The organism is Longimicrobium sp., assembly GCF_036399255.1.
Classification (GTDB): domain Bacteria; phylum Gemmatimonadota; class Gemmatimonadetes; order Longimicrobiales; family Longimicrobiaceae; genus Longimicrobium.
The window spans coordinates 22,984-48,531 of the sequence record NZ_DASWNM010000093.1; the positions used below are offsets into that span (position 1 = coordinate 22,984).

General features: G+C 67.3%; 22 protein-coding genes and 1 riboswitch. Of the genes, 13 read left to right on the forward strand and 9 right to left on the reverse strand.

Going from position 1 to position 25,548, the window contains the following annotated elements:
* The first annotated feature begins 318 nt into the window (after window positions 1-318).
* The 4 genes from VGC13_RS16780 (at window position 319) to polA (ending at window position 6,526) form a co-directional block, all read left to right on the forward strand.
* Window positions 319-1,197 carry a serine hydrolase gene (locus VGC13_RS16780; protein WP_331126430.1) on the forward strand — a complete coding sequence of 293 codons (879 nt, stop codon included), beginning with the start codon at window positions 319-321 and terminating at the stop codon, window positions 1,195-1,197.
* Window positions 1,197-1,865 carry a hypothetical protein gene (locus tag VGC13_RS16785; protein ID WP_331126431.1) on the forward strand — a complete coding sequence of 223 codons (669 nt, stop codon included), beginning with the start codon at window positions 1,197-1,199 and terminating at the stop codon, window positions 1,863-1,865. The genes VGC13_RS16780 and VGC13_RS16785 overlap by 1 nt, the downstream gene beginning before the upstream one ends.
* Window positions 1,865-3,097 carry a hypothetical protein gene (locus VGC13_RS16790; protein WP_331126432.1) on the forward strand — a complete coding sequence of 411 codons (1,233 nt, stop codon included), beginning with the start codon at window positions 1,865-1,867 and terminating at the stop codon, window positions 3,095-3,097. Before VGC13_RS16785 ends, VGC13_RS16790 begins: the two co-directional genes overlap by 1 nt.
* 600 nt (window positions 3,098-3,697) lie before the next feature.
* Entirely contained in the window at window positions 3,698-6,526 is a 2,829-nt protein-coding gene (gene polA, locus VGC13_RS16795) for a DNA polymerase I (RefSeq protein ID WP_331126433.1), read from the forward strand.
* A gap of 168 nt (window positions 6,527-6,694) precedes the next feature.
* Here polA and VGC13_RS16800 read toward each other — a convergent pair whose 3' ends face one another.
* Both VGC13_RS16800 and VGC13_RS16805 read right to left on the reverse strand, forming a co-directional pair.
* Complete coding sequence (locus VGC13_RS16800) at window positions 6,695-7,276, reverse strand: hypothetical protein (protein ID WP_331126434.1); 582 nt, start codon at window positions 7,274-7,276, stop codon at window positions 6,695-6,697.
* 95 nt (window positions 7,277-7,371) lie between these two features.
* Window positions 7,372-7,992 carry a hypothetical protein gene (locus VGC13_RS16805; protein ID WP_331126435.1) on the reverse strand — a complete coding sequence of 207 codons (621 nt, stop codon included), beginning with the start codon at window positions 7,990-7,992 and terminating at the stop codon, window positions 7,372-7,374.
* Between the two features lie 703 nt (window positions 7,993-8,695).
* Here VGC13_RS16805 and VGC13_RS16810 point away from each other — a divergent pair.
* From VGC13_RS16810 to VGC13_RS16820, 3 genes are all read left to right on the forward strand, one after another.
* On the forward strand, window positions 8,696-9,145 hold the full coding sequence (locus VGC13_RS16810) for a hypothetical protein (protein WP_331126436.1): 450 nt from the start codon (window positions 8,696-8,698) through the stop codon (window positions 9,143-9,145).
* Between the two features lie 182 nt (window positions 9,146-9,327).
* Window positions 9,328-9,507, forward strand: coding sequence for a hypothetical protein (locus VGC13_RS16815; protein WP_331126437.1), 180 nt, complete (start codon window positions 9,328-9,330; stop codon window positions 9,505-9,507).
* A 227-nt stretch (window positions 9,508-9,734) separates the two neighbouring features.
* A complete protein-coding gene (locus VGC13_RS16820) occupies window positions 9,735-10,070 on the forward strand; it encodes a hypothetical protein (protein WP_331126438.1) in 336 nt (111 codons plus the stop codon).
* A 195-nt stretch (window positions 10,071-10,265) separates the two neighbouring features.
* Here the strand turns inward: VGC13_RS16820 and VGC13_RS16825 are convergent, their stop codons facing one another.
* The 6 genes from VGC13_RS16825 to VGC13_RS16850 form a co-directional block, all read right to left on the reverse strand.
* Entirely contained in the window at window positions 10,266-11,141 is an 876-nt protein-coding gene (locus VGC13_RS16825) for an HNH endonuclease (protein WP_331126439.1), read from the reverse strand.
* Between the two features lie 322 nt (window positions 11,142-11,463).
* Window positions 11,464-11,955: a DUF2335 domain-containing protein gene (locus VGC13_RS16830; protein ID WP_331126440.1), complete on the reverse strand. Its 492-nt coding sequence runs from the start codon at window positions 11,953-11,955 to the stop codon at window positions 11,464-11,466.
* Window positions 11,936-12,136, reverse strand: a complete 201-nt coding sequence (locus VGC13_RS16835; RefSeq protein WP_331126441.1) for a hypothetical protein — start codon at window positions 12,134-12,136, stop codon at window positions 11,936-11,938. The genes VGC13_RS16830 and VGC13_RS16835 overlap by 20 nt, the downstream gene beginning before the upstream one ends.
* 225 nt (window positions 12,137-12,361) lie before the next feature.
* A complete protein-coding gene (locus VGC13_RS16840; protein ID WP_331126442.1) occupies window positions 12,362-13,975 on the reverse strand; it encodes a SpoIID/LytB domain-containing protein in 1,614 nt (537 codons plus the stop codon).
* A gap of 628 nt (window positions 13,976-14,603) precedes the next feature.
* A complete protein-coding gene (locus VGC13_RS16845; protein WP_331126443.1) occupies window positions 14,604-15,386 on the reverse strand; it encodes a LytTR family DNA-binding domain-containing protein in 783 nt (260 codons plus the stop codon).
* Window positions 15,383-16,474 (reverse strand): sensor histidine kinase, encoded by a 1,092-nt coding sequence (locus VGC13_RS16850; protein ID WP_331126444.1) that lies wholly within the window; start codon window positions 16,472-16,474, stop codon window positions 15,383-15,385. Before VGC13_RS16850 ends, VGC13_RS16845 begins: the two co-directional genes overlap by 4 nt.
* Window positions 16,475-16,813: 339 nt before the next feature.
* On the opposite strand from VGC13_RS16850, the gene VGC13_RS16855 reads away from it, so the two are divergent.
* The 5 genes from VGC13_RS16855 to VGC13_RS16875 all read left to right on the forward strand — a co-directional run bounded on the left by VGC13_RS16855 (window position 16,814) and on the right by VGC13_RS16875 (window position 24,529).
* The gene (locus VGC13_RS16855) at window positions 16,814-18,142 is read left to right on the forward strand and encodes a hypothetical protein (RefSeq protein ID WP_331126445.1); all 1,329 of its coding nucleotides are present in this window, start codon (window positions 16,814-16,816) and stop codon (window positions 18,140-18,142) included.
* A 74-nt stretch (window positions 18,143-18,216) separates the two neighbouring features.
* Window positions 18,217-18,317: riboswitch (TPP riboswitch) on the forward strand.
* Window positions 18,318-18,496: 179 nt separating this feature from the next.
* Entirely contained in the window at window positions 18,497-20,248 is a 1,752-nt protein-coding gene (gene thiC, locus VGC13_RS16860; RefSeq protein WP_331126446.1) for a phosphomethylpyrimidine synthase ThiC, read from the forward strand.
* A 753-nt stretch (window positions 20,249-21,001) separates the two neighbouring features.
* Entirely contained in the window at window positions 21,002-21,994 is a 993-nt protein-coding gene (locus VGC13_RS16865) for an ABC-three component system protein (RefSeq protein ID WP_331126447.1), read from the forward strand.
* Entirely contained in the window at window positions 21,991-22,509 is a 519-nt protein-coding gene (locus VGC13_RS16870) for an ABC-three component system middle component 2 (RefSeq protein ID WP_331126448.1), read from the forward strand. The genes VGC13_RS16865 and VGC13_RS16870 overlap by 4 nt, the downstream gene beginning before the upstream one ends.
* A gap of 10 nt (window positions 22,510-22,519) precedes the next feature.
* On the forward strand, window positions 22,520-24,529 hold the full coding sequence (locus VGC13_RS16875; RefSeq protein WP_331126449.1) for a hypothetical protein: 2,010 nt from the start codon (window positions 22,520-22,522) through the stop codon (window positions 24,527-24,529).
* A 43-nt stretch (window positions 24,530-24,572) separates the two neighbouring features.
* Here VGC13_RS16875 and VGC13_RS16880 read toward each other — a convergent pair whose 3' ends face one another.
* Window positions 24,573-24,794 carry a hypothetical protein gene (locus tag VGC13_RS16880; RefSeq protein ID WP_331126450.1) on the reverse strand — a complete coding sequence of 74 codons (222 nt, stop codon included), beginning with the start codon at window positions 24,792-24,794 and terminating at the stop codon, window positions 24,573-24,575.
* Between the two features lie 200 nt (window positions 24,795-24,994).
* Between VGC13_RS16880 and VGC13_RS16885 the strand changes: the two genes are divergently transcribed.
* On the forward strand, window positions 24,995-25,165 hold the full coding sequence (locus tag VGC13_RS16885) for a hypothetical protein (RefSeq protein ID WP_331126451.1): 171 nt from the start codon (window positions 24,995-24,997) through the stop codon (window positions 25,163-25,165).
* The last annotated feature ends 383 nt before the right edge of the window (window positions 25,166-25,548 follow it).

The window sequence follows — 25,548 nt, forward strand, 5'->3', positions numbered from 1 at the left end:
GTCGCCCGTCGTTTCGGCCCCGTCCCCTCAGGAGGGGCGCCTGCTATCAGCACAGGCGGTGCCATCGGTCCCTTTCCCCCCGCTGCCTTTCCGCTCATCGCTCCGCCGCACGGGCGCCGGAAGAACCGCCGCCCTCTCCCGGACCGGGCTCCCTGAAGCGCGAAAACCGGCGACGGAGATCCCGCGGATTGTCACGGGATCGCACCGAAAACCGAGCCGGGGCGCCCTGCCCCTCGCGCTGGCGCCGATCCTGCAAGGTGTGCGGCCTCTGTCCCGGCTGATCTGCGCGCCGGGCGACCGCTGACGCACGACGGCCGGATGTCATCCAGCAAACAGAACGAGCGCAGGGACGACGAAGATCCGCTGCGCGCCAAGGTGCGCGCCATCGCCGACAGGGGCGGGGCGCGCAGCGTGGCCGTGGCCTATCACGACTACGAAACCGAAACCGGGTGGAGCTACCGCGGCGACGAGTGGTTCCACGCCGCCAGCACCATCAAGGTGCCGGTGCTGCTGGGCGTGTTTCGCGCCGTGGAGGACAAGCGGCTCACCCTGCTGGCCCGCGTGCACGTGCGCAACCTGTTCCGCAGCGCCGTGGACGACGGCAGCACCTTTCGCGTTGCCGCCAACCGCGACGCGAACAGCGTGGTGCCCAGGAACATCGGCAAGACCATGCGGGTGCAGGAGCTGGCGCACCACATGATCACCACCAGCAGCAACCTGGCCACCAACCTGCTCATCGACGCCGTGGGCGTGGACGCCATCACGGACACGCTGCGCAAGCTGAAGCTGGACAAGGGGGTGGAGTTCCGGCGCGGCGTGGAGGACGACGCGGCGCACGCGGCGGACATCAACAACCGCTGCACCGCCGACGGAATGCTGGAGGTGCTGCGGACGATCGAGGAGCGCAAGGCGTTCAGCGAGGAGTCGTCCGCGCAGATGCTGGACATCCTGCACCAGCAGGAGTTTCGCAGCGGCATTCCGGGGCGCCTGCCGGACGGGGTAAAGGTCGCCAACAAGACGGGGGAGATCAGCACGGTGGCCCACGACGCGGGGATCGTGTACGTGCCGGAGCGCGAGCCGTATGCGCTGGTGGTGCTCACGGAATGGGAGGCGGGGGGAAGGACCGGCGGGCGCAGCGACACCATCGCCCGGATCTCCCGCGCCGTCTACGACCACCTGACCGGGGGCAACGGCTGATGCCCGCGCTGAGCGACCTGAAGGTGGTGGACGGGCTGAAGCTTTCCGAGACGGCGCGGCGGGTGCTGCGCCCGGGCGAGCTGGTGCGGGGCCGCGACGGGTTCACCCGCCGCCTGCCGCGGTGGTTCTACCAAGTGCCGTCGTGGGAAGACGCGCTGGAGATCAGCCTTACTCCGCACTTCAAGCTGTGGGAGTTCATCGACATCGACTTTCGCGAGCACAAGATGCTGCGCGCCGAAAAGCAGCGGTACGTGCCGCTGGCGGTGACGCTGCTGGCGGCGGCGATGGAGGCGTTTCGCGTCGAGGTGAACACCTACGTGCACATCTCGGCCAACGGCGGCTACCGCTCGCCCGCGCACGAGCTGAGCCGGTACGCCTCGGTGCACTGCTGGGGCACCGCGGTGCACCTGTACCGCGTGGGCGACGACTGGCTGGACAGCGACGCCAGCATCACCCGCTACGCCGAGGCGGCGCGCGCGGTGTTTCCCGCCTTCCGGGCCCTGCCGTACGGCACCGGCCCCGGAAAGACCGAAGACCATCTGCACCTTGACCTGGGATACGTTACGGTGGTGCCGCACGGAAAAGGTGATGAAGAGCCGGATGACGATGCCCAGCCGCTCCCCGGCGGAGTCGCGAAGCCGAAGCAGAGCGGGAAGAAGGGGGAATGATGCCTGATCCCAAGAAGGGCGGGGGCGAGCGCGCCCCCGGCGGCGGCGGACGCCTGGCGCTGGCCGCCATGGGAATGGAGGCGGAGTTCTCCGTTACGCTGGACGGCCAGCCGGTGCGCCCCGAAGACGTGTTCGGGTCGCCGCGCGCCTTTGTGCGCGGCAACCTGATGCACCGGCAGGGCACCAGCTACCACCTCCCCACGGGCGGGGCGGTGTACTTCGACACGGGCGTCATCGAGGTGGCCACGCCGGTCATCGAGATCGAGCGGGGCGCCGCGGCGCGCACGGGGCGCTCGCTGTGGGAGAGCATCCTGTACATCCGCGAGCAGCTGGACGACTGGGAGTCGCGCACCGGGCGCGAGATCCGGCTCACCGGCTTCAGCACGCACTACAACGTGAGCTTCGAGCTGCCGGTCGAGGCGCAGGGGCGCAGCCGCACGGTCAAGAAGCTGGCGCTGCTGCTGTCGTACATCCTCCCCGCGCCGGTGATGCTGCTGGCCACCAACCGCCGCTCCACGGGCGTGGGGGTGCGGCCGCGCGGCGACCGCATCGAGATCACCGCCGACTTTACCCCCAGCGCGTCGCTGATGATCGCCACGGCCACGCTGATCGTGGGGATCGTGCGCGAGGTGATGACCTGGCCGAGCTTCGAGCTGGAGATGCTGGACCGGATGGGCATTCCGGTGATCGAGGGCTACCGGCCCATGAAGCACACCTCGCGCAAGGGGTGGCTGGCCAAGGACGTGTGCTATCCGCGCAGCCCCTTCCAGGCCGACGTGGACGAGCAGGGGTGGCGGACGACGGACGGGCGCGAGCTGAGCCTGCGCAGCGTGGCGGGGCTCATCGTAAAGCACTTCTGGCACCCCATCCGCCGGGTGAGCGACCCGTGGACCTTTCGCCTCATCGGCTCGGTGATGCGGGGGCGCGCGCCCAGCCTGCTGGACCTGGACGACCGGCCGCCGGAGTACGAGGACGTGGGGCGGCTGTGCACCTGGGACAACCTGTTCCCCGAGAGCGAGCTCAGCCGGTCGCGCTACGAGCGGGTGCTGATCCGCGCCATCAGCGGCCAGAAGCTGTGGATGCACGGCCGGCGCTACACGCCCACGGGGATGAAGGGCTGGTCCGCCGTCGTCTTTCGCGCGGACGACGACCACTCGCGCCACGTGTTCTCCATCGACTACCTGCTGGGCCACCTGCGCGACTGGGAGCGGCCACGGTCTCGCGGCGGGTGATCGAGCGCCGAAGGCATCACGCGGAGGCGCGGAGAGAGGGTTCTCCGCGCCTCCGCGTTTGTGCATTCGTCCGTCCGCGGCCCTTAGCCCGCGCGCGCATCCGCCGTGTCACCGATCCACGGGCCTCGCGCAGCGCGGGCCCCGTCTGGCGTTTCGCGCGCGCACCTCGAGCGGGGAGTGGGCGCAGGGTCTTCAGGATCGCGCATCAGGTGGTGCGGACGGCTTGCTCCCGCGCATGCCGAGATCATCCGGCGCTCCGCATCCTTCCTCAATAAACGTGAATGGCTCCCTGCCGCATTCCATCTCTCTCTCGCGTTCCCGACCGCCCACGCCGGCTCGTGCCTTGCCGGCCGGCGCGCCATGCCTGCGCTCACAACCACCCGATCCCGCACCGTGAGAGCAGGGGAAAGGGCACGAGAAGACTCTGCTGACTCTGTGTGAGGCCATTCTTTTTGCGGATTCAGCCGATCGCGCCGATCTGCCCCGCAGGTCAGCGCCCGCGGACCGTGCCGCCGCTCCGTCTGTCGGAGGAACGGCGCGCCGGGTAGATTGGCGCGCGCCGCTTTCGCATTGCGACCCACGTACATCCGCCGGTTCAGCATGCCCGTAGAGAAGCCCGAAAAGACCCGCGACCGCCTGTACCTGATCGACGGGTACGCGCTCATCTACCGCGCGTTCTTCGCGCTGATCTCGCGGCCGCTGGTCTCGTCGCGCGGCGAGAACACCTCGGCCGCGTGGGGGGTCGCGCGGTTCCTGATCAAGGTGTTCGAAAAGCACCACCCCGACTACCTGGGGATGGTGTTCGACGCGGGCGACAGCGAGCGGGTGGAGATGTACCCCGAGTACAAGGCCACGCGCGAAAAGATGCCCGACGAGCTGGCGCTCTCGCTCCCGCGCATCCGCGAGCTGGTGGAGGCGTTCAACATCCCCGTGCTGGAGCTGCAGGGCTACGAGGCCGACGACGTGATCGGCACGCTGGCCCGCAGGGCCGAGGCGGAGGGGCTGGAGACGGTCATCATCAGCGGCGACAAGGACTTCTACCAGCTCATCCGCCCCCACGTCGCCCTGCTGAACCCCGGCCGCGGCGGGCCCACGGCGGTGGAGGAGGAGTGGGTGGACACGCGCAACGCCCATGAGCGCCTGGGCGTGGCGCCGCAGCACGTGGTGGACTACCTGGGCCTCATCGGCGACAGCAGCGACAACGTGCCGGGGGTCAAGGGGATCGGGCCCAAGACGGCGATCCAGCTGATCGAGGAGTACGGGGCCATCGAGAACCTCCTCGCCCACACGGCGGACATCAAGAGCAAGCGCGCCCGCGAGGCGCTGGAGGCGTTCGCCGACGCGGCGCTGCTGAGCAAGCGGCTGGTCACCATCCGCGAAGACCTGCCGGTCGATCTCGATCTCGAGGCGCTGCGCTGCCGCGAGCCCAACCGGTCCAGGCTGAAGGATATCTTCCTTGACCTGGAGTTCCACTCGCTGGTCCGCGACTTTGCCGCCGCGGGTCCGCTGGGCGCCGCGCCCGAGGACGAGGCGCGCCCGGTGAACCGGCTGGCGGCGGAGTACGTCCTGCTCTCCACCGTGGACCAGGTGAACGACGTCGTCCGCCGCGCGCGCGCGGCCGGGCGGTTCGCGGTGGACACGGAGACCAGCGACACCGACCCCATGCGCGCCACGCTGTGCGGCATCTCCCTCGGCGTGGAGGTAGGGACGGCGTACTACCTTCCCTTCCGCCATCGCACCCGCGGGCCGGACCAGGGCGACATGCTGGGCGACCTGATGCCGCCCGTGGTCAAGGACGGGCCGGACTGCGAGGTCCCCGCCAACCTGCCGGACCTGCACGGCGAAGAGATGCGCCCCCTGCGCGAGCTGCTGGAGGACGCGTCGGTGCGCAAGGTGGGGCAGAACCTGAAGTACGACTTCCTGGTCTTTCGCCGGGAGGGGATCAGCCTGCGGGGGATCGACTTCGACACCATGATCGCCAGCTACGTGCTGGAGCCGGGGCGGCGCGAGCACGGGATGGATTCGCTCGCCCTTCAGCACCTGGACCACAAGACCATCGCCTACGACGAGGTGACGGGGAAGGGCAAGGCGCAGATCCCCTTTGCCGAGGTGGGGCTGGACGTGGCCTGCACCTATGCGGCGGAGGATGCGGACATCGCGCTGCGGCTGGCGGAGAAGTTCGCGCCGGAGATGGAGAGCCTGCACCTGGACCCGCTGTTCCGCGACATCGAGATGCCGCTGGTGCACGTGCTGGCGGAGATGGAATGGAACGGCATCCGCATCGACGAGCCCTTCTTCGCGCGGATGGGCGAGGAGCTGCGGACGGCGCAGAAGTCCCTGGAAGGTCAGATCTACATCGAGGCGGGCGAGGAGTTCAACATCGGCAGCACGCCGCAGCTGCGCGAGATCCTGTTCGGCAAGCTGGGGCTGCCCGTCATCAAGAAGACCAAGACGGGCGCGTCGACGGACGTGGACGTGCTGCAGGCGCTGGCCGCCAAGGGGCACGCCCTTCCCACGCTGCTGATGCAGTACCGCCAGATCGACAAGCTGCGCGGCACCTACGTCGACACGCTTCCCAACGCGGTGAACCCCGAGACGGGGCGCATCCACACCTCGTTCAGCCAGACCATCGCGGCCACGGGACGGCTCTCCTCGTCCGACCCCAACCTGCAGAACATCCCCATCCGCACCGAGATGGGGGCGGAGATCCGCCGCGGCTTCATCCCGGCCGAGGGGCACCGCTTCGTCAGCGCCGACTACTCGCAGATCGAGCTGCGCATCCTGGCGCACTACTCGCGCGACGAGGCATTCGTCGAGGCGTTCCGCGCGGGGCTCGACATCCACCGGCAGACGGCCAGCATCGTCTTCAGCGTGCCGCTGGACTCGGTCACCAGGGAGATGCGCGACCGGGCCAAGACGGTGAACTTCGGCATCATCTACGGGCAGGGGCCGTTCTCGCTGGGCAACCAGCTGGGGATCAGCAACGCCGAGGCAAAGGAGTTCATCGAGGAGTACTTTCGCCGCTTTCCCGGCGTGCGGCGCTACCTGGACGAGCAGGTGGAGCTGGCCAAGTCGCGCGGCTACGTCGAGACGCTCACCGGCCGGCGGCGGTACCTGCCGGAGCTCAAGTCGCGCAACTGGAACATCCGCGCGTTCGGCGAGCGCGCGGCCACCAACGCGCCCATCCAGGGCACCGCGGCGGACCTCATCAAGATCGCCATGATCCGCATCCAGGACGACCTGCACGCCGGCGTGGTCCCCGCGAAGATGCTGCTGCAGGTGCACGACGAACTGCTCTTCGAGACGCCGGTGGGAACGGAGCCGGCCGTGCAGGAGTTCGTCCGCGAGCGGATGGAGGGCGCCGCGCAGCTGGAGGTGCCGCTGAAGGTGGAGGGTGGGGTGGGCGACAACTGGCTGGAGACCAAGTAGCGCCAGCCTCTCCAAAAACAAAAAGGTTGGGGTACAGAGGAGCAGAGAAAGCACAGAGGAGCAGAGGACCGGGACGGTTTCCTCTGCTCCTCTCTTTTCCCCTCTGTTCCTCTGTACCCCAACCTCTTTTGCGGAATCCGGCTGAGCGCGGAAGCCGGGGGATCGGGATCAGAAGGTGCCGCTGTCGGCCGGCGGCGGCGTGGAGGCGGGCGGCGAAGCGCCGCCGGCGTCCATCAGCAGCGTGTCGCCTGCGACGCGCTTGGTGCGGCCGGCGGTGCAGTACTGCTGCGCCACCTGGGCCACGTTGCGGCAGGCGGCGTCGCCTCCGCAACGCTCCAGCTGCCACTCGGCGCTGCGCCGGATGGCGGTGACGGGCGGCACGTTGTCGCAAAAGCCCTGGGTGGGGCGGCTGTACTCCATGCACGCGCGCGCAAACGAGCCCACGGCAAAGTTCTCGGCCACGGTGGTGCCCGACGCCGCGCGCCGCTTTGCCTCGTCGAAGCACGCGGCCTCGTCGCGCACCAGCCCGAACCGCGCCCCCTCGCGCGCCGCCGCGCCCGCCGAGGCGGTGAACTCGTCGCTGTTGCGGTTCCACCAGATGGCCATCGCGACGAAGCCCACGACGACGAGCAGCGCCAGCACGCCGCACCCGATGAGCCCCACCCGCAGGCATCCGCGCCGCGAGCCCGGCGGGGGCGGCGGCGGAGGCGGGATGTTTCCGTACGCGGGAGGCGAAGTCTGGTCGGTCATCGGGATCGGCCGGTGTGGCGTGGCGGGCGGCGTGGGGCGTCAAAGATGGGCGTGCGCCGCACCCGTTGTCCAGCGGGGTGGATGCGGACGGCGATTCAGTCTTCTTCGAGCTCCTGGAGCATCCGCGCCCGCTCGCGCCGGGCGATGTCCTCCAGTGCGGTGCGCCAGTCGGTGCGGTCGGTCATGGCGGCGGCCTGCGCCTCGATCCAGATCTCGCGCAGCACCACGTCCATCAGCCCCACCGCCTGCCCTTCGCGCGTGCGGCGCAGTTCCGCGGTGCGCCGGGCCAGCGGCAGCAGCTCTTCGGGGATGTCCGCCTCGGGGCGCAGCCAGGCGCGGCCGGCGGTTTCGTCGGTGCGGCCCTCGCCCGGGTCCTGCGGCTTGGGGCCGGCCGGACGGGTGCGGTGGGGATCGGCGGAGATGCGCAGGGCCAGGCTGCCCTCGGCGAACGGGTGCCACCAGTCGATCAGGTTGCCGTTCAGCTCGTCCAGCAGCTTTTCGACCGCCGCGCGAATGGGACCCTTGCGGGCGCCGTCGCGCCGGGCGCGCTCCACGATGAGCAGCAGGTTGGCGCCCGGCTGCTCGTGCGCGAACGACTGGATCCAGCGCAGCGCCCGCTGCCGCGCCGTCTCGGGCCCCTCGCCCTGCAGGTCCAGCCGCCGGGTGATGGGGTAGTGCCGCGCCTCGTATTCGCGCGAAAGCTCGTTCAGCCGCATGGGCGGGAAGTGCGTGAGTGCGTCAGTGCGTGAGTGCGGAAGTACACGCACCGATTCTCTTATCGCAGGGACGGGGCCGCGCGCTCCGCAGGTTCGCCGCACCACCCGCAATCGATCGGAAGTGCAGTCGTACCCGTAAGTTGCGGCGAGGTGCGCCGGCGGGGTTCGGCGCGAGGGGGCGCGCCCCCTCCGGGCTCGCATTACTCGCCCACCTCCCCCAAAAACGGCTGGGGAGGTTGAGGGAGGGCTGGGATCGCGGAGGAGCGAAACGCATCGAGTTGGCGCCCGGCAGGGCCCGCTCTCCCCCGGCCCCTCTCCTCCGCTGCGGGAGAAAAGGGAGAATTCAATCCCGCTTCGAAAGGCTGTGGCCGCGTCCTTCCTCCCGGCGCGCCCCGGAGATTCTGCGCGCGTCACCTCTCTCCCGCGTAGTTTGCGGGGGAGAGGCCGGGAGAGGGGGCCACTCTCCGACGCAGTTCGGACTTTCCGTGGTACCTCCATCCTGTCCGGCATCCAACCTCCCCCGGCAGTTTCGGGGGAGGTGCGAGCCTGAGCGAGCGGAGGGGGCGCTGGCGGACGCAGACCGCACTCTCACGACGCGATCGACCTTCCCCGGCAGTTTGCGCGGAGGGGGCCCGCTGCCGTAGCGGAACGTCGATTGCACTCCCTGCGCGGCCTGCACCGGACGCACAGCCAAGGAGGAGCGATGCAATACGACCGGGGATACGGACGCGACTACCCGATGGCCCGCGCCAGCGGACCGCCACGAGGATACGACTACGGCCTGCGCGGCTACCGCGAGACGGCACCCCAGCGGCGGCCCGTGCCCATGCGCATGTACGGGCAGGGCGGATACGACCGCGGCTACTTTGGACAGCCGGCCCTGCCCAACCGGGTGACGCAGCGGTACAACCGCGAGTACGTGCACCCCGAGCCCAACCGGCTGGAGACCAACTACGCTCCCTTCGGCGGCGACATGGAAGACCGCATCGTGGACGCCACGGGGTACTGGGGATCGTACAACACCACTGGCGGCTCGCGCACCTGGCGCGGCGGCGGCCAGCCGATGGGGTGGGAACGCGAGGCGCGCTACGGCGGCCGCTACGACCGCGACTTCCGCGGCTACGGCCGCGACTACTACGGGCCGATGCGGTAAGGGTTTGCGTGGAGGACGCGGAGGAAAACGAGAGGACGCGGAGAACTTCGATTCAGTTCTCCGCGTCCTCTCCGTTTCCCGTGATCGCATCGAAAGTCGTAGACGTATCGCTCTATTCGCGCTATTGTAATTCATCGCGTGCCGTTCCGGCGGCACTGCTGGCCCTCATCCGGAGATCCTCCATGCACAAGCTGAAGCTGGAGCTGCTGACGGTGGAGTCGTTCGAGGCGATCACCGACAGCGCCACCAAGCGCGGAACGGTGCGGGCACATTCCCACATGTGCGGGCCCACGGTGATTGACGACACGTGCTTCGACACCTGCCCCACGCAACCGGTTTCCTGCGTGTACGTCTGCCCCTGACGCGCGGAAGACGCCCCGCACGCGGTCGGCAAGAAGAAGGGCGGTGCACCGGGTGCGCCGCCCCTCGTCGTTCCCAGCATGTCATGCGCGGATCAGCACGGACCGCACAGTCACTCCTGTAAAATTCGTCGTAGGAAGTATGGTCGGCCGGGCATAGATTGCGTCTGCGGGTTCGGCCATTGGGGGCCGACTGCGTCTGTGAACAACCATTCAGCCGGGAGTTCTCCATGAAGAAGCTGAAGCTCGACCTTGATCAGCTCGCCGTCGATTCGTTCGATCCCAATCCTTCCGAGGATTCACGGCGCGGCACCGTGCAGGGGTTCGGTCCAACCCCCCTCCGCACATGCGATCCCACCTGCGTTAGCTTCTGCCTCAGTTGCGAGCCCGGCTGCGACAACAGCGTTGGCGGGACCTGCGACGCCAGTTGCGGCGGCACCTGCGACTGGAGTTGCAACTGCACCGGCAACTCGTGCTACGGCACCTGCAACGCCACCTGCAACGTCACGTGCGACACCTGCCAGACGAACTGCCAGCAGGAGTCCTGCGTGTACGTCTGCCCCTGACGGCTGGCAGACAGGCCGCTTACGTTCCAGGCGACGCCATTCGGCAGCAGAACCGAACGAGAAGGGGCGGCGCACCGGGATGCGCCGCCCCTGGTTTTAGTACCCGGTGCCCAGTGCCCAGTGCAAAAGGCTGGGTATTCGTCTCCCGTACCCGGCCCTTGGTACTGGGCACTCGGCACTTGATCCTGCAGTTCCCTACGCCGCCCGGTTCGGCCTCCCCCGCGGGTGGCCGCGGCCGCCGCGGTTGTCCACCCGCATGCGGCGGCGCCGGCCTCCGCCGCGCCGCTGCTTCCAGCCGTCCAGCGACACCACCCTCTGCACCACCTCTTCCTCCTCGTCGTCCCCCGCATCGCCCAGGTACGGCTGGTCGTGCGCGTCGGGGTGGCGTCCCGCCGCGGCGCGGTGGGCGCGGCTGCGCTCGCGCTCCAGCTCGGCGAACACCTGCTCGGCCGGCGCCTCCCACACCAGCGCCATGGTGCCGATGAGCGTCGCCAGGCCGCGCGCGATGGTGTCGGCGTGGCGGCCCTCCTCCATGGGCAGCGTGCCGGGAAGCGGACAGCTGGGCCCGGTGAGCACCGAGGCCCGGTCGCGCGCCCGCTCGATGCGCACCCCCGCCGCCGTCATGATGCGCCGCGCCGCGTAGCGCCTGCGGTGCAGCCGCCGGCCTGCGCACAGCCGCTGCAGCTGCGCGCGCCACGTGGCCCCGCTCGCCGAGCTTTCGGCCAGCAGCCACACGGCGGCGTACAGCTCCGCGAACACGCGGACGTCGATCTGGCGAACGGTTTCGGCGGGAAGGGCGGACAGATAATCCAGAAAAGCCAGAATGCGCCGTGGACGGGCGAGAAGAAAGAGGACCACTTCCTGGCAGCCGCGCTGCTGGTTGCACTGCGCGCAGGCCGGAACGATGATGCGGGCGTCTTTTCTGCGGCCCCCGCGGGCGCGGGGGATGACGTGCTCTCGGGTGAGGGGCCGGTCCGGGGCCGCTGAGGCCCGGCAGTACACACACTTTCCGGTCTTGATGCGGTGCTCCAGCTCGCGCTGCAGCGTTCCGCCCTGTCCGTTTCCTCGCACGTGGGCTCCCGGTGCGAAAGGCGGCGGATCTGGCTCCGCCGTGTGCGCCCACGCACAGCCGCCTCGCGGACTGCTGCGCGCGGGAAGTTGGCCTGCCTGGTAAAGAACGTTTGGAAACTTTGATGCCAGACAGGACACCCGTGCGTAACAGCTGCGCCGCGTACCTGTCTCTATCTTCTACTGCGCCTCCGGCTCAGGTGTTTCACGGACGGGATGTGGGGGACAGGGGCGAGGGATTGTGTCCGGACGGCAAATCCGGCCTCTGCTCCACAATATGTAGTGCAGCGGCTTTGCACAACAGAATTATTTTTCGATGAGGCGTTCAGGATGCGGACGGTTTTGCGGCCGGGTCGTCGAACCCGTCCGGCATCCCGCGGATCCGTCCGGCCAGAAAGACGATCACCAGCCCCGCGAGTGCGCCCACGATGCCCACCACGCCCGCGACGCTGCGCCCGTACCACGCCAGGACCATCCCGCCCAGGATGGTCGCGAGCGCCAGCACGAAAGCCACCCACAGGCCGCCCCACGAAAGCTGGACCAGCGATCGTTCCACGGTGCGCCGGTGATCCGCTTCGTTTTCCGTCCACGCCACGATGCGCTCCGCCAGGCCGGGGAGCACGTGGTCGTATTCGCGCAGGACTTCCGGCTGGGGAATGGGGCCCAGGAACGCCTCCACCTCCCGGTGAATGGCGGTAGGGAACCCCAGCTCCTCCAGCTCCCGCTCCTCCGCACCGGGAAAGGCCCTGGGAGCCGCCGCGCCCCGGGCGACCGCGGCCACCGCATAGGCGTCGCGCTTACGCGTGCGCTCGTCCATCGCGCCGCACGGCGTTGGCGGCGCGCAGCCAGTCCTGCCGCAGCGCCTCGGCGTCGGCCCGGGGCCCGCCGGCAAACCGCCCGCGGCTGTGCGCCAGGGTGCCCCCCAGGTCAAAGGCGTGCGCCATCCCGTACAGCAGGGCCGAGAGGGCGCGCTTACGTGGCTGCGTGTTCCGGTTCATGGATCCTCCTTGCGCGGCGAACGGGTGTCGGTACATCGGTGCGTCCAGATTAAACGAAGAACTGAACGAAGTCAACGCCCCTGCGTCCATCGTGCCAACACGGCCAACAGCGGCACGATGCTCCCCTCGCGGTTGGCAATCCGCCGCAAAGAAGAACCGCCCGCGGGGAGCGTTCCCCGCGGGCGGTTCTTCATCCACCGAAGCTGCTGGTGCCGATCGCGCGGATCAGTACCAGGTGGTCAGGTCGATGCCCTGGTAGTAGTGGTGCAGGATCTCCTGGTACGTGGAGCCCTTCTCGGCCATCCCCACGGCGCCGGTCTGGCTGAGGCCCACGCCGTGGCCCCACCCGCCGCCGAACGCCTGGAAGCCCTCGATTGCGCCCGTGCGGCGGTCCACGATGGGCTCGATGACGAACAGCGTGCTCAGCAGGCTGCTGAAGGTGCCGCTGGCGTTCACGTACTTCAGCGAGGTGCGTACGTGGTCCTTGGTGTCCACGAACACGCCCGCCTCGGTGACGTACTCGATGCGCTTCACCCGGCCGCTGTTGCTGCGCTCGGCCACGTGGATGTCGAGCACGCGGCCCACGTCCTGGCCGGCGTACAGCGAGATCACGTCGCTGATCTCGTCCGCCGTCCACTCGAAGCTCCAGCGGTGGTAGCGGCTCCAGTCCGCCTCGAAGTCGCCGTTCTTCTTGCCGCGCAGGCTGGGCCCCTTGTGCGCCTTGAGTGAATCCAGCACGTGCTCGCTGTTGCCGTGCTGGTGGTCGCGCACGCCGCGCAGGTACGGAACCGGGTCGGAGTTGAACACGTCTTCGCTGTTGGCGGTGTAGCCGCCGCTGGTGCTGCTGAACAGCGCCTGGATCAGCTTGCCCTCGTACACGGCCACCACGCCCGCCGTGGCATCCACCGCGGCGTTGCTCACCGGGTGCTCGGCCGAGTATCCGCCGTACACCTGGTCGCTCGTGGTCGGCAGCAGGTCGTAGCCGTCGGCCGCGCGCTTGCCCAGCCCGCTGAGCGCGTAGGTGCGCGCCGCCACGGCCTGCGCCTTCTGCGCCTCGATCTCGCCGTACGGCACGGGCGGCAGCTCGCGCGGCACCACGCCGTACAGGTACTGCTCGATGGGAAGCTCGTTGATGCCGGCCAGCGTGCCGCTGCTGTTGCGGCCCACCTCGGCGATGCCGCGGTACGGCAGCGTGCCGATGGTCACCAGGCCGTCGGACGAGGTCAGCACCACGGGTCCGCTGCTGACGGCCTGCGCCGAGCCGGTGTTCACGCGGTACTGCGTGACGCCGGTGGTGGTGGTGACCAGCTTCCAGAACGAGTCCGCGCCCGCCAGCCCCTGCGAGATGATGGTGTTGCGGTACGTGTTGCGCACGCCGAACGCGGCGTTGGAGGCAAAGTCGCCGATGTACAGCCGCGTGCAGGCGGGGATCACCTCGGTCATGGTGGGGTGGCCCAGCGCCTCGGCCTGCGCCTTGACGGCGTTGACGGCCGCCGTGCTGCCGCACATCACCTGCAGGCGGTAGCGGGTGGTGCTCACCGAGCCGGCTTCCAGCGTGACGGTGGCGCTCACGCCGCCGGTGCCGCTGAGCAGGGTGAGGCCCGTGGTCTTGTTGGTGAACGTCCAGCCCGCCGCGCTGCCCAGCGTGACGCTGGTGGCCGTGGGAATGACGCCGATGCGGATGTTGCCGTTCCAGGCGGCGGCGCCCACTTCCTCGTTCAGCGAGGCGGCGCCGGGGCGGGCGTTGGGGCCGGTGGGGTCGCCATCCACGCAGGCGCCCAGCGTGAGCAGCAGGGCGGCGGCGGGCATGGCCAGCCGGTTTCGCAGGAGGGTCGTCAAGGCGAGTCCGGGGGACGCAGGGGATGGTTTCCAGGCGCGCGAGCGGGCCGGGGGCGAACCCTTACTTACGTACGAAATTCGGGATTTGTCAACCTCGAGAGCAAAACCGGCCGGGGTGCACGCCGGGAGGAGGAATCCGGGAATCCGCCCGCCGTTGCGGATCCCGGACGTCTCCCGGGACGCATCTCGGACATCGCGCCTGGCCGCGTGTCGCTCACCTCGGCCGTGGACGTGGGCGGTGGTTCTCAAGATCGCGCATCAGGTGGTGCAGGCCCCCTGTTGCCGTGCGCTTCCGGAGATCATCCGGCGATGCGCATGCTCCGCCCCCAAAAAATTCTCATGGCCCCCTGCCGCATTCCATCCCTCTCCCGTTCCCGACGTCCCACGCCGGCTCGTGCCTCGTCGACCGGCGCGCCATGCCTCCGCTCACCACGGGTCAGCGTTTCGTACGATGAGAGCAGCGGAACCGGCACGAGCGAACTCTGCTGACTCTGTGTGAGGCCATTCGTTCTTCCCCATCGGGAGCCCAGCGGAACCGGCACGAGCGAACTCTGTTGACTCTGCTGACTCTGTGTGAGGCCCATTCTTGTGCGGATTCGGCTGCGTCCTCGCCCGGCGGCGGGGAAGGCTACGCGCCGCGGCCCAGCAGGGTGCGCAGCCGGTCGCGGTAGCCGGCGCTGGTGGTGAGCTGCTTGCCGCCGGCCATCACCAGCACGTAGTCGCCCTTGAACCAGGGCTGGATTTCCTGGATCTGGTCGATGCGGGCGATGGCGGAGCGGTGCACGCGCACGAACTGCTCGGGATCCAGCTGCGCCTCGACCGCGCCGATGCCGCCCGTGGCCAGGTGGCTTTCCCCCGCCAGGTGCACGCGCGCCTGCTTGCCCTCGGCCTCGATCCACACGATGCGGTCCACGGGGATCAGCCGCGTGCGCACCCCGTCGCGGACGACGAGGCGGGCCGCGTACCGGCGCCGCTCGTCCACCAGCCGCAGCAGCGACGCCACCTGCCGCGCCACCTCGGCCGCCGGCGCGTGCAGCCGCTGCCGCACGCGGGCCAGCGTGCGCGCCAGCCGCTCCTCGTCGAACGGCTTGAGCAGGTAGTCCAGCGCGTTGGCGTCGAAGGCGCGCAGGGCGTACTGGTCGTACGCGGTGACGAAGATGGTGGCCGGCATGCGGTCCGCCCCCACCGCCTGCACCACGCCAAAGCCGTCCAGCCCCGGCATCTGCACGTCCAGAAAGACGAGGTCGGGGGGATCGGCCACGATGCGCTCCACGGCCGCCGTGCCGTCGCCGCACTCGCCCACCACCTCCACGTCCGGCTCGCCGTCCAGCATCCCTGCCAGCAGTTCGCGCGCAAGGGGCTCGTCGTCCACCACCAGCGCCCGCAGCGGCGCGCTCACGTCGCCCGTCATCCCGCATCTCCCGCGCGAAAGGGGAGCGCCACCTCCACCGCCGTGCCGCCGGACGCGGACGGGCGCACCTCCAGCGTCCCTGCATCCCCGTACAGCCCCGCCAGCCGCGCGCGCGTGTTGCCCAGGCCAATGCGCTCGCGCACCGCCGCGCCCCCCGCGCCGGGGCCGTCGTCCTCCACCACCAGCCGCAGCCGCCCGTCGGCGCGCGCCGCGGCGATGCGCACGCGGGTGCGCTCTTCGTGCGGGTCCAGCGCGTGCTCGATGGCGTTCTCCACCAGCGGCTGCAGCAGCAGGCGGGGGACGCGGGCCTCCAGCGCGTCCGGCCCCACCTCCCACGACACCTGCAGCCGGTCGCGAAAGCGGATCTCCTGGATGGCGATGTAGTGCCCCACGAACTCCATCTCCTCGCGCAGGGTGCACTCCTGGTCCGCGCCCGTTTCCAGCGCCAGGCGCAGCAGGTCGCTCAGCCGGGTGAGCATCTGCCGCGCGCCGGGGACGTCGCGGGCCATCAGCGCGCTCACCGAGTGCAGGGTGTTGAACAGGAAGTGCGGGTTCAGCTGGGCCCGCAGCGCGGTGAGCCGGGCCTGCGCCAGCTGCGTCTCCAGCCGCGACTGCGCCACCTCGCGCTCGCGCAGGGCCCGCTGGTAGCGCAGCCCGTGCAGCAGCAGCGCGAGCCCGGCGTACGTCTGCACCCCCAGCAGAAACGAGCCGCGCAGCTGCATCCCCACCGCCTGCCCAAAGGTCAGCTCCGGCGGCAGCGTGCGCACGGCGGCGGTGACGGCAATGTAGATCACCGACTGCGCCACCGCGGCCAGGGCCGCCAGGGCAAGCTGAATGCACAGGTTGCGGACGCGGCGCGGCGCCTCCACGGGAAAGCGCCGCACCAGCGCCACCACGGCCGGCGACATGGCTCCCCACGCGCCAAACAGGATGACGTACTTGGGAAACGCGGCCATCAGCCGCGCCCGGTCGCCCATGACGGTGCGGAACTGCACGTAGTCGCTGATCCAGGTGACCAGGGCCAGGACCGTCCATCCGGCGGTCCAGGCCGCGATGACGCGCAGGCGCTTGCGCAGGTCGGGGTTCATGGGGCGGGATCGGGAAGGGTTCGCGAGGGAACGGTACATGGTATCCCCTTCGCGCCCGGCGGTCCACTCCCCCCACGCGGCCGGGCGGACCGCGAATCCCACCGTCATCCCGCCCGCGAGAAATTCCGTTCCCGCCCGCGCCCGGTTCGTTCCGTCCGCCGCCCATCCCGCTCCCCGTCCGTTCGAATCCGCGCACCGTTGCGGCACCTTTGCATCCGGCGCCGCGCCATCCGCCGGTCCCGGATCTTCGCGATCCTGGGGATGGAGGAGGGCGAGGCTGCCGGTACCCCCGGCCCGCGCGGCCGGGACCACGCATACGCAACACACCAGGAGTACAGGATGAAACACCAGAGGTCGGTTCTTCGCGCCGGGACGCTTGCGGCGCTGCTCACGGCGGCCGGATGCACGGACGGGAGCGATCCCGTGCGCCCGGACGCACAGCCCGGGGCGGGCCGGGCGCAGGGCCAGGCCGCCGGCCGCGCCGCGGTGCAGGCACGCACGCTGGACGACGATTTCGTGGAGCTGGCGCGCGAGGTGCCGGGCTTTGGCGGCCTGTACGTGGGCGCCGACGGCGTGCTGAACGTGGTGCTCACCGATCCGGCCGGCGCGCCCGGCGCCCGCGGCGCGCTGGCCTCGCACCTGGCGCGGCACGGGCGCGGCGGGGCCGAGGCGGCGTCGCTGCTGGCCGGCATGCGGGCGGTGCGCGGCAGGCACGACTTTGCCCAGCTTCGCGGCTGGTACCGCCAGCTCACCCGCGAGCCGCTGCGCGGCGCTACGCTGGGCGACGTGGACGAGGCGCGGAACCGGGTGGTGATCGGCGTGCGCGACGCGGGCGCGGCGCAGGCGGTGCGCGACCGCGCGGCAGCGCTGGGGGTGCCGTCCGACGCGATCAGCGTGGAGGTGGTGGCGGAGACCCGGATGGAGGCGCGGCTGATCGACGTGGTGCGGCCCATCGTGGGCGGCACGCAGATCTCGTCGGTCGGGGGCATCTGCACGCTGGGGTGGAACGCCCGGCAGTACGACGCGCTGGGCTACTGGACGGGCCGCCGCTTCATCATCACCAACGCGCACTGCACGGACGCGTTCGGCGTGGTGACGGGGCACTCGGTGGGGCAGCCGGATATGAACAGCCCCATCGCCTCGGAGGTGCTGGACCCGGCGCCTTCCGCGCTGGCGGGGTGCCCCGCGGGCCGGCTGTGCCGCTACAGCGACGCGGCGCTGTTCGAGGTGTTCGGCAGCCAGTCGGTAAACTTTCCGCAGATCGCCAACGTGGGCTCGGGAACCTCGGGGACGGCCGGCATCATCGGCACCTGGGCCATGGACGAGGAGCGCATCGCCTACGTGGGCGACGAGGTGGGCAAGGTGGGCCGCACCACCGGCTACTCCAAGAGCCTGGTGGACCGCACCTGCGTCGACATCCCGCAGTACGACCCCTACGGCTACGACACGGGCCGCACCCTGCTGTGCCAGGCCCAGGCGGGGTACACCTCCGGCGGCGGCGACAGCGGATCGCCCGTGTACCTGCGCGTGAACAGCACCACGCGCTACGCGGTGGGAATTCACTGGGGCAGCGGCGGAACCTTCAGCCAGATCTACCACGTGCTGCGCGAGTTCCGCGACACCGACGGCTGGAACTACTCCGTGGCCGACCAGGGCTTCTTCCACTAGGGCCCACGGCGGTGCACCGGCCCGGCGCCTTTGCCGGGCTGGTGCGGGGGGAAGACGGCGGTTACTTTCCGCGTGCAAGCCGCCAGGGGTACTCCGGCATCTCGCCGGAGTTGAGACAGTCCCTTGGAACCTGATCCGGTTCACACCGGCGTAGGGAGCGCGGCGTGTCGCATTCGATGGATGGTCATCCGCCGCGCCGGGATCCGCGGCTGGAGGATGCGCATCCGTCCAGGCGCCACACCGGACTTCCCGGCGTGGCGCCTTTTTCGTGCGCCCGTCGGGATCCGCGTCCGCATCCATCCGTCCGCCCGTGCCGGATCATCCCTCTCCCGCAGCAGCCACGGAGACGCGCAGATGATCGACCGAGCCCGCCCCGAGCCGTCCACCCCCGCCGCCGACTATGGCGACGCGTTCCCCAACAGCCGCAAGGTGTACGTCGAGGGGCGCCACGGCATTCGCGTGCCCATGCGCGAGATCGTGCTGTCCGGCGGCGAGCCGCCGCTGCGCGTGTACGACACCAGCGGCCCGCTGGGCACCGACGTGCGCCACGGCCTTCCCGCCCTGCGCGCGGAGTGGATCGCGGCGCGCGGCGACGTGGCGCGGACGGAGCGGACCTATCGCCCCATGCCCGGCACGCAGGCGGTGGAGATGCCCGAGTCGCTGCATCGCCCCACCCTGCGCGGCACCGGCGCCGTGACGCAGATGCACTACGCCCGGCGCGGCGAGATCACGCCGGAGATGGAGTACGTGGCGCTGCGCGAGGGGATGGACGCGGAGTTCGTGCGGTCCGAAGTGGCGCGCGGGCGGGCCATCATCCCCGCCAACATCAACCACCCGGAGCTGGAGCCGATGATCATCGGCCGCGGCTTCAAGGTGAAGATCAACGCCAACATCGGGAACAGCGCCGTCCGCTCGTCCATCGAGGACGAGGTGGAGAAGCTGCGCTGGGCCACCCTGTGGGGCGCCGACACGGTGATGGACCTGTCGACGGGGAAGAACATCCACGAGACGCGGGAGTGGATCATCCGCAACTCGGCCGTCCCCATCGGCACGGTGCCCATCTACCAGGCGCTGGAAAAGGTGGGCGGCGTGCCCGAGGAGCTGACGTGGGAGCTGTACCGCGACACGCTGATCGAGCAGGCGGAGCAGGGCGTCGATTACTTCACTGTCCACGCCGGCGTGCTGCTGCGCTACGTGCCCATGACGGCCAACCGACTGACGGGGATCGTCTCGCGCGGCGGATCCATCATCGCCAAGTGGTGCCTGTCGCATCACAAGGAGTCGTTCCTCTACACCCACTTCCGCGAGATCTGCGAGATCATGCGGGCGTACGACGTGGCGTTCTCGCTGGGCGACGGGCTGCGGCCGGGAAGCATCTACGACGCCAACGACGAGGCGCAGTTCGCGGAGCTGCGCACCCAGGGCGAGCTGAACCGCATTGCCTGGGAGTTCGACGTGCAGACGATGAACGAGGGTCCCGGCCACGTGCCCATGCACCTGATCAAGGAGAACATGGACAAGCAGCTGGAATGGTGCGACGAGGCGCCGTTCTACACGCTGGGGCCGCTGACGACGGACATCGCGCCGGGGTACGACCACATCACGTCGGCGATCGGCGCGGCGCAGATCGGGTGGCACGGCACCGCCATGCTGTGCTACGTGACGCCCAAGGAGCACCTGGGCCTCCCCAACCGCGACGACGTGAAGGCGGGGGTGATCACCTACAAGATCGCCGCGCACGCCGCGGACCTGGCCAAGCGCCACCCGCGCGCGCAGGAGTGGGACAACGCGCTTAGCAAGGCGCGCTTCGAGTTCCGCTGGCGCGACCAGTTCAACCTGTCGCTGGACCCGGTGACCGCGCTGGCGTACCACGACGAGACGCTGCCGGCGGAGGGCGCCAAGATCGCGCACTTCTGCAGCATGTGCGGCCCCAAGTTCTGCAGCATGAAGATCACGCAGGACGTCCGCGACTACGCCGCCGCGCAGGCCGCCGCCGAAGCCGGCATGCAGCAAAAGTCCGCCGAGTTCCGCGAGCGCGGCGGCGAGGTGTACCTGCCGGTGGATGGCGTCGTCGCGGAGGTGGAGGAGACGGTCGCGGTGGACTGAGCGTCTCACACTCACCGCGTTCCCAGACGCGCGTTGGCCACAGTTCCGTTGGCGATCGATCGCATGTTGGTCAGATAACGATGCGGGGAACACCGGCCGGTGCTCCCCGCATCTTGTTATGTCCAGTCACTTCACCCTTTGTCGCGGGTCGCCTTCGGAACGCACTTCGTTCCGGCTAGGGGTGGCCCAGCAGATGAGGCGTGCTGGTGATTGTGCGGCTGCGGCGCGGGCGCATCATCGCGCCGGCTATCCTGTCCCGACGCGTCGGCCGGCTGTGCCGGTGCATCCGCCGCCCCCCAGCCTGCCCCGCCACCAATGTCGGCCGCGCGCAACGCTGGCGGCACGCACACCCCTGCTACCCGGCAGAGGAGCGCACACAGCGACACGAGCGCGCGGGCGGTGCGGTTCACAGGAGACCCGGTTGGGACACGTAAATTATAACTCAAGTCAATACAGAAGACAGCACGCCAGTCCTCAAGGGTAGGGGGATTGCTCCCAACTAGATCTCGTATCCCGCCGGTTGCGCTGAAACCTAAGACTAAAGATATTCTCGTAGCACTTGACCAAGAGCGTTTACTGGCGCGCCCTCTACTCGCTGTACACTTGAGCCCTCCCAGCCCGACATCCCGAGCATCTGAACCGGACTCCACTCTCGGTCCAGACCAGTTGAGCCCTATTATCCTGCCACCTTCAACACGAGGACTTCTCAGTCCTCGTGATATTCTTCTTGGGCCTCGGCTCGATCCCAAGGTAGTGATTGCCTCCTATTCCGATGACGAATACGAAAACTTCGTTAAAGAATGGGCTCTGGAAGGACTTGGCCGGCGGTACGCCGTTGTGAGGCGTGCCTCGGGGGCCGGCGATATGGGACGCGATGTCTTGGGATTCGTCGCCCCCGACTTGGATACCAGTCCTTATGACAATTACCAGTGCAAGCACTACCGCGGGGCTCTCGCTCCCGGTGACATTTGGGTAGAGATCGGGAAGCTCTGCTGGTACACTTACAAGCAAGAGTATCGTGTACCTCGGGCGTACTACTTCGTAGCTCCGGAGGGGATTGGCCCCACTCTTCAGCGCCTGCTCGAGAACCCTGAAAAGCTTAGAACCGGGTTTCTGGCGCAGTGGGATAAACATTGCGCCACCGGGATCGCTTCAGGGGTACGTATTCCGTTGGATGCCGATCTGCAACATTATATCAACGCCTTTGATTTCCGGATCTTCAAATCGGTTGATCCAGACGAACTAATTGAGCAGCATGCCGCTACCAGACGGCACGCGGCACGGTTTGGTGGCGGGTTGCGAGCACGCCCCCCCGCAGAGCCGCCACCTCCAGATGTCAAGTCAAACGAGATGAGATACGTGCGTCAGTTGCTGGACGCATACGGTGATCACCTAAACACCACCATAGAGGACCCCAACTCTATTGGTGATGCTTTGCTGGCCAGGCACTTTTCCCGCCAGCGCCAACGGTACTACCGCGCAGATTCTCTTCGTCGGTTTGAGAGAGACGCTTTAGCCAACACTGAGAATTTTGCCTCGCTGATGAACGAAATATATGAGGGAGTGGTCGAAATCAGCGAGGATGACCACGAGAGCGGGTATGCATGCGTTCGTGCGGTGACAGATGCAGCTAGTCAAATTCATCCAAGCAGTTATGCTTTAGTGGATCACCTGCAAACGGCTGATAAACAAGGCATCTGTCATCATCTAGCCAACGAGGATCGCTTGCACTGGTGTGGCGAATGAATGCGCATACAGCCACTTCCAACCCGCATGGTCATCGTGCGACTGACCTATTTAGCACACCTCTGGAGCTGGGGTTGAGAGCACTTTTTCTGCTCGCCTTACTTCCCAAACCAGTGGATCTCCAAAGGCTCGTGATATTTGATTATTTGCTCGTCCATTCCGCTGACGCTGGCGGGCCGGAGAGTCTGCATCCTGCGACCCCGCACAGAAGCGGCGAAATACTTGTAAAACGAGATCTCTTACGGCTAGGTCTGCGGCTCATGACGAGTCGTGACTTAGTTGCCGCGGACTTTAGCCCTGAGGGTATCCGGTACGGTGCAACAGATCTCACCCAGATTTTCGTGGGCTATTTTGAGGGAGGATACACCAACCAACTGCTGGATCGTGCGCGCTGGGTTGTAGAAAAGTTTGGTGCCATGAGCGATCAAGCGCTTAGTCAGTACGTTTCTGTCCACCTGCGCGAATGGGGCGGCGAGTTCCTCACCGAGGCTGCGGTGCGCGATGTCATTCTCTGAGGATCAGCAGGTGCTGGACGCGACTACGGGGGTGTCGGCAGCCTCACGTCCGTTCTTGCCTGCGGAACGAGTAGATGAGAACATCGTGTTGCCGTCAGGATTCCAACTCCGACGCTTGCTTCTCCGTGGGGCGAACGTATCTACCGCAGAACTGCGATTCACATCAGGGCTGAACGTCGTCTCCGGTCCGTCAAATACAGGTAAGTCCTTTGCTCTGTATTGCATTGACTTCATGCTTGGCGCCAAGCAACTTGGGAAGCGTGTTCAAGAAGCTGAGGCGTACGACGAGGGTGTTCTTGAGGTTGAGTCTGCGGATGGGGAGACGTTTACCCTTAGACGCGCACTCACCGGAGGCCAATTTCGCTGGTATAATGTTCCGTTCGAAGAGATCGGGTTGGAAACGCCGTTTCGATCTCTTCAGGAGAGACACACTGGGGGACGAGCTGACAGCGTCTCGGCACAGTTGCTCGCACTCTCAGGGTTGGCGAACAAGATACTCCTAAAGAGCAAATCGAAGAAGACTACCCAGGCGCTCAGTTTCCGGAACTTAGCGAAGCTACTCGTAGTTGAAGAGCAGCAGATCATTCATCCTGGATCCCCGGTCACGGGGGCAAACCCCATTCAAGCCACGGCGGAAATCTCGCTTTTTGAACTTCTGCTGACCGGGATTGATGCTAGTGGAATCGTGTCTTCAACCGACCGTTCTGAAAGTAGGCGGCGGTTACAAGCCCAAGCTGACCTACTAGACGAGTTGTTGGATGCGCTGAATCCATCCAGTGACGTCGAAACAGAAGATAAACAAGATCTCGGGGTTCGCAGGTCTACGCTTGATGCACGGGTTGAAGAGTTGACAGCCTCGCTGGAAACGTCGTCACGATCCATCGACGATGCATTACGTGAGAGCGAAAGCGAACAGAATTGGATCTTAGAGGCGAAGTCGCGGCTAATCACAGTTGATGAACTCCTGTCACGCTTTCGATTGCTTGATCAAAGCTATGCTATGGACTTGTCCCGACTTTCATTGATTGAAACCGGCAGTGATCTGCTCGCACAACTTCCGGCTGTAATATGTCCTACTTGCGGTCGGCCCATGGACGGTGCGCATACAGATCATGCGGCCGAAGATGAACTCCCGACCGGTGAGGTACTGAGTTGGGAGGTGAGAGAAGCATGTGCCGCTGAGGCTACGAAGATTATGGCTCACCGCGCTGATCTCAACTCAACCGTAGAACAACTGTTGCAGGAACGCTCTGCCCTCGCTGAGCAAGTTCATGCCGGAAATCGTCGGATAGCTGAACTCGGAGCGCGAGTACAATTGGAACTAAAACCACGGGTGCAAGAGTTGACGCGGAGCCTTCGCGAAGTCATTTCCGCGCGGCAAGAGGTGCTCCGGCTAGAGAATGTTCAGCAGCAGCGCGATATCCTGCTCCAGCGCCGTTACAATATAGATCGCGAGCTACGGGCACTCCGCGCAGGGAGCACAGAAACTGCAGATCCCCACGAGATTGCCACAGGGGAGTTTGTCGCATCTGTTCGTCGCGTCCTGCGGTCTTGGCAATTTCCGAGACTGACTAGCGTCGCGTTTGATCGAAAGGCGATGGACCTCGTCATTTCGGGCAGGCCACGCAGAGACCAAGGTAAGGGTATACGCGCGATCCTGTATTCTGCGTTTGTAGTTGCTCTGATGCGTATGTGTGAGGAAGAGGGGCGACCGCACCCCGGCTTCGTCATACTTGATTCGCCGCTTACTACCTATAAAGGGCCTGCGCAGCTCGGAGAACACGATTTGGAAATTCCCGCGAGTGTCGAAGCGGCTTTCTTCCGTGATCTTGCTGAACCGGGCGGTGAAGGCAGAACACGAGAGCAGACCATCATCTTCGAAAATAAAGTCCCGCCGGCGGAAGTTCGTGAACTCATCAACTACATTGAGTTCACCGGGCGAGACGATTTTGGTAGAATGGGCTTCATTCCAGTCACCGAATCGGAGGACGTTGATCATGATGAACTCGCCATTCCGTAGCCGAGGCTCACAGAACGATACTTCGCGCCTAGTGATTTCCGAATCATCGCTCAATTCGCTTAGCGAATGCCTCTAGTTCGCGGATCCGCTCACGAGCCAATTGTGCAAGCACTGATTGCCAGTTTTCCGGTGGCGAGCGGTATGCGGAGCTAGACGGTTCCAGCCGCGCCCGAGCGATAGAACTAATCGACACGCCGGCCGCTTCGGCGATCTCGTCGGCGGTAATGCGACGGGTCAGGATGTCGGTGGCTTCCTTGAAATCCATCGTCCGAGTTGGATAGAGCGCTCTTGACAAACCGCCTGTTTGGACATATTATTCTATCCAACAGGGCGAAAAGCAAGGCTGGCCGAATCTCCCGCGAAGAAGTGCCGACCAGCCTCACACGCGAAACGACCCGAACGCCGCCCGCTCGCCAAAGCTAGCCCTGCCGGGCGCCGGGGGTCAAGCCAGACAGGAGGTGCACGATGGTCAACGCACAGACGAGCGCCACCGGCGGCGCGGACCCCGCCGGCTACACCATCCGCAAGCGGAAGAACTCGCGCTGGTGGGAGGTGCTGGACCCCAGGGGAGAGCTGGTCTGCCTCACGGTGTACCGGCGCGGCGCGAGGGAAGTAGTGCGGCGCCTGACGGCCTGACGTGCAGCGGCGCAATCGGCCCCGGCGGAACCTCCACCGGGGCCGATATCGATGAATTGCTACGGTCGGTTCATCTTCTACCGCTTCGCCCGCCGTGCCGCCTCTTCCCGCCGTAGCCGCTCTTGGCGCTCCCGCTCCTTTCGCTCGTTCTGCTCTCGCGACGTGCACGTGTGGCACACGCCGCCGCCACCGTGGGGGGCACCACATCTCGTACACCTGGAAATTGGACTACGCCCCGCCATGATCCCTCCATAATCTTAAGGTGACCAAGCACCCCCTCCGTTCTTATGATACGCGCAAGCCGCAAGGCGCACCACCCCCTTATCCGACAATCCACCAAGATTACGTCCCCAATAGCTTCTCCCATATACTAACTCAGACGC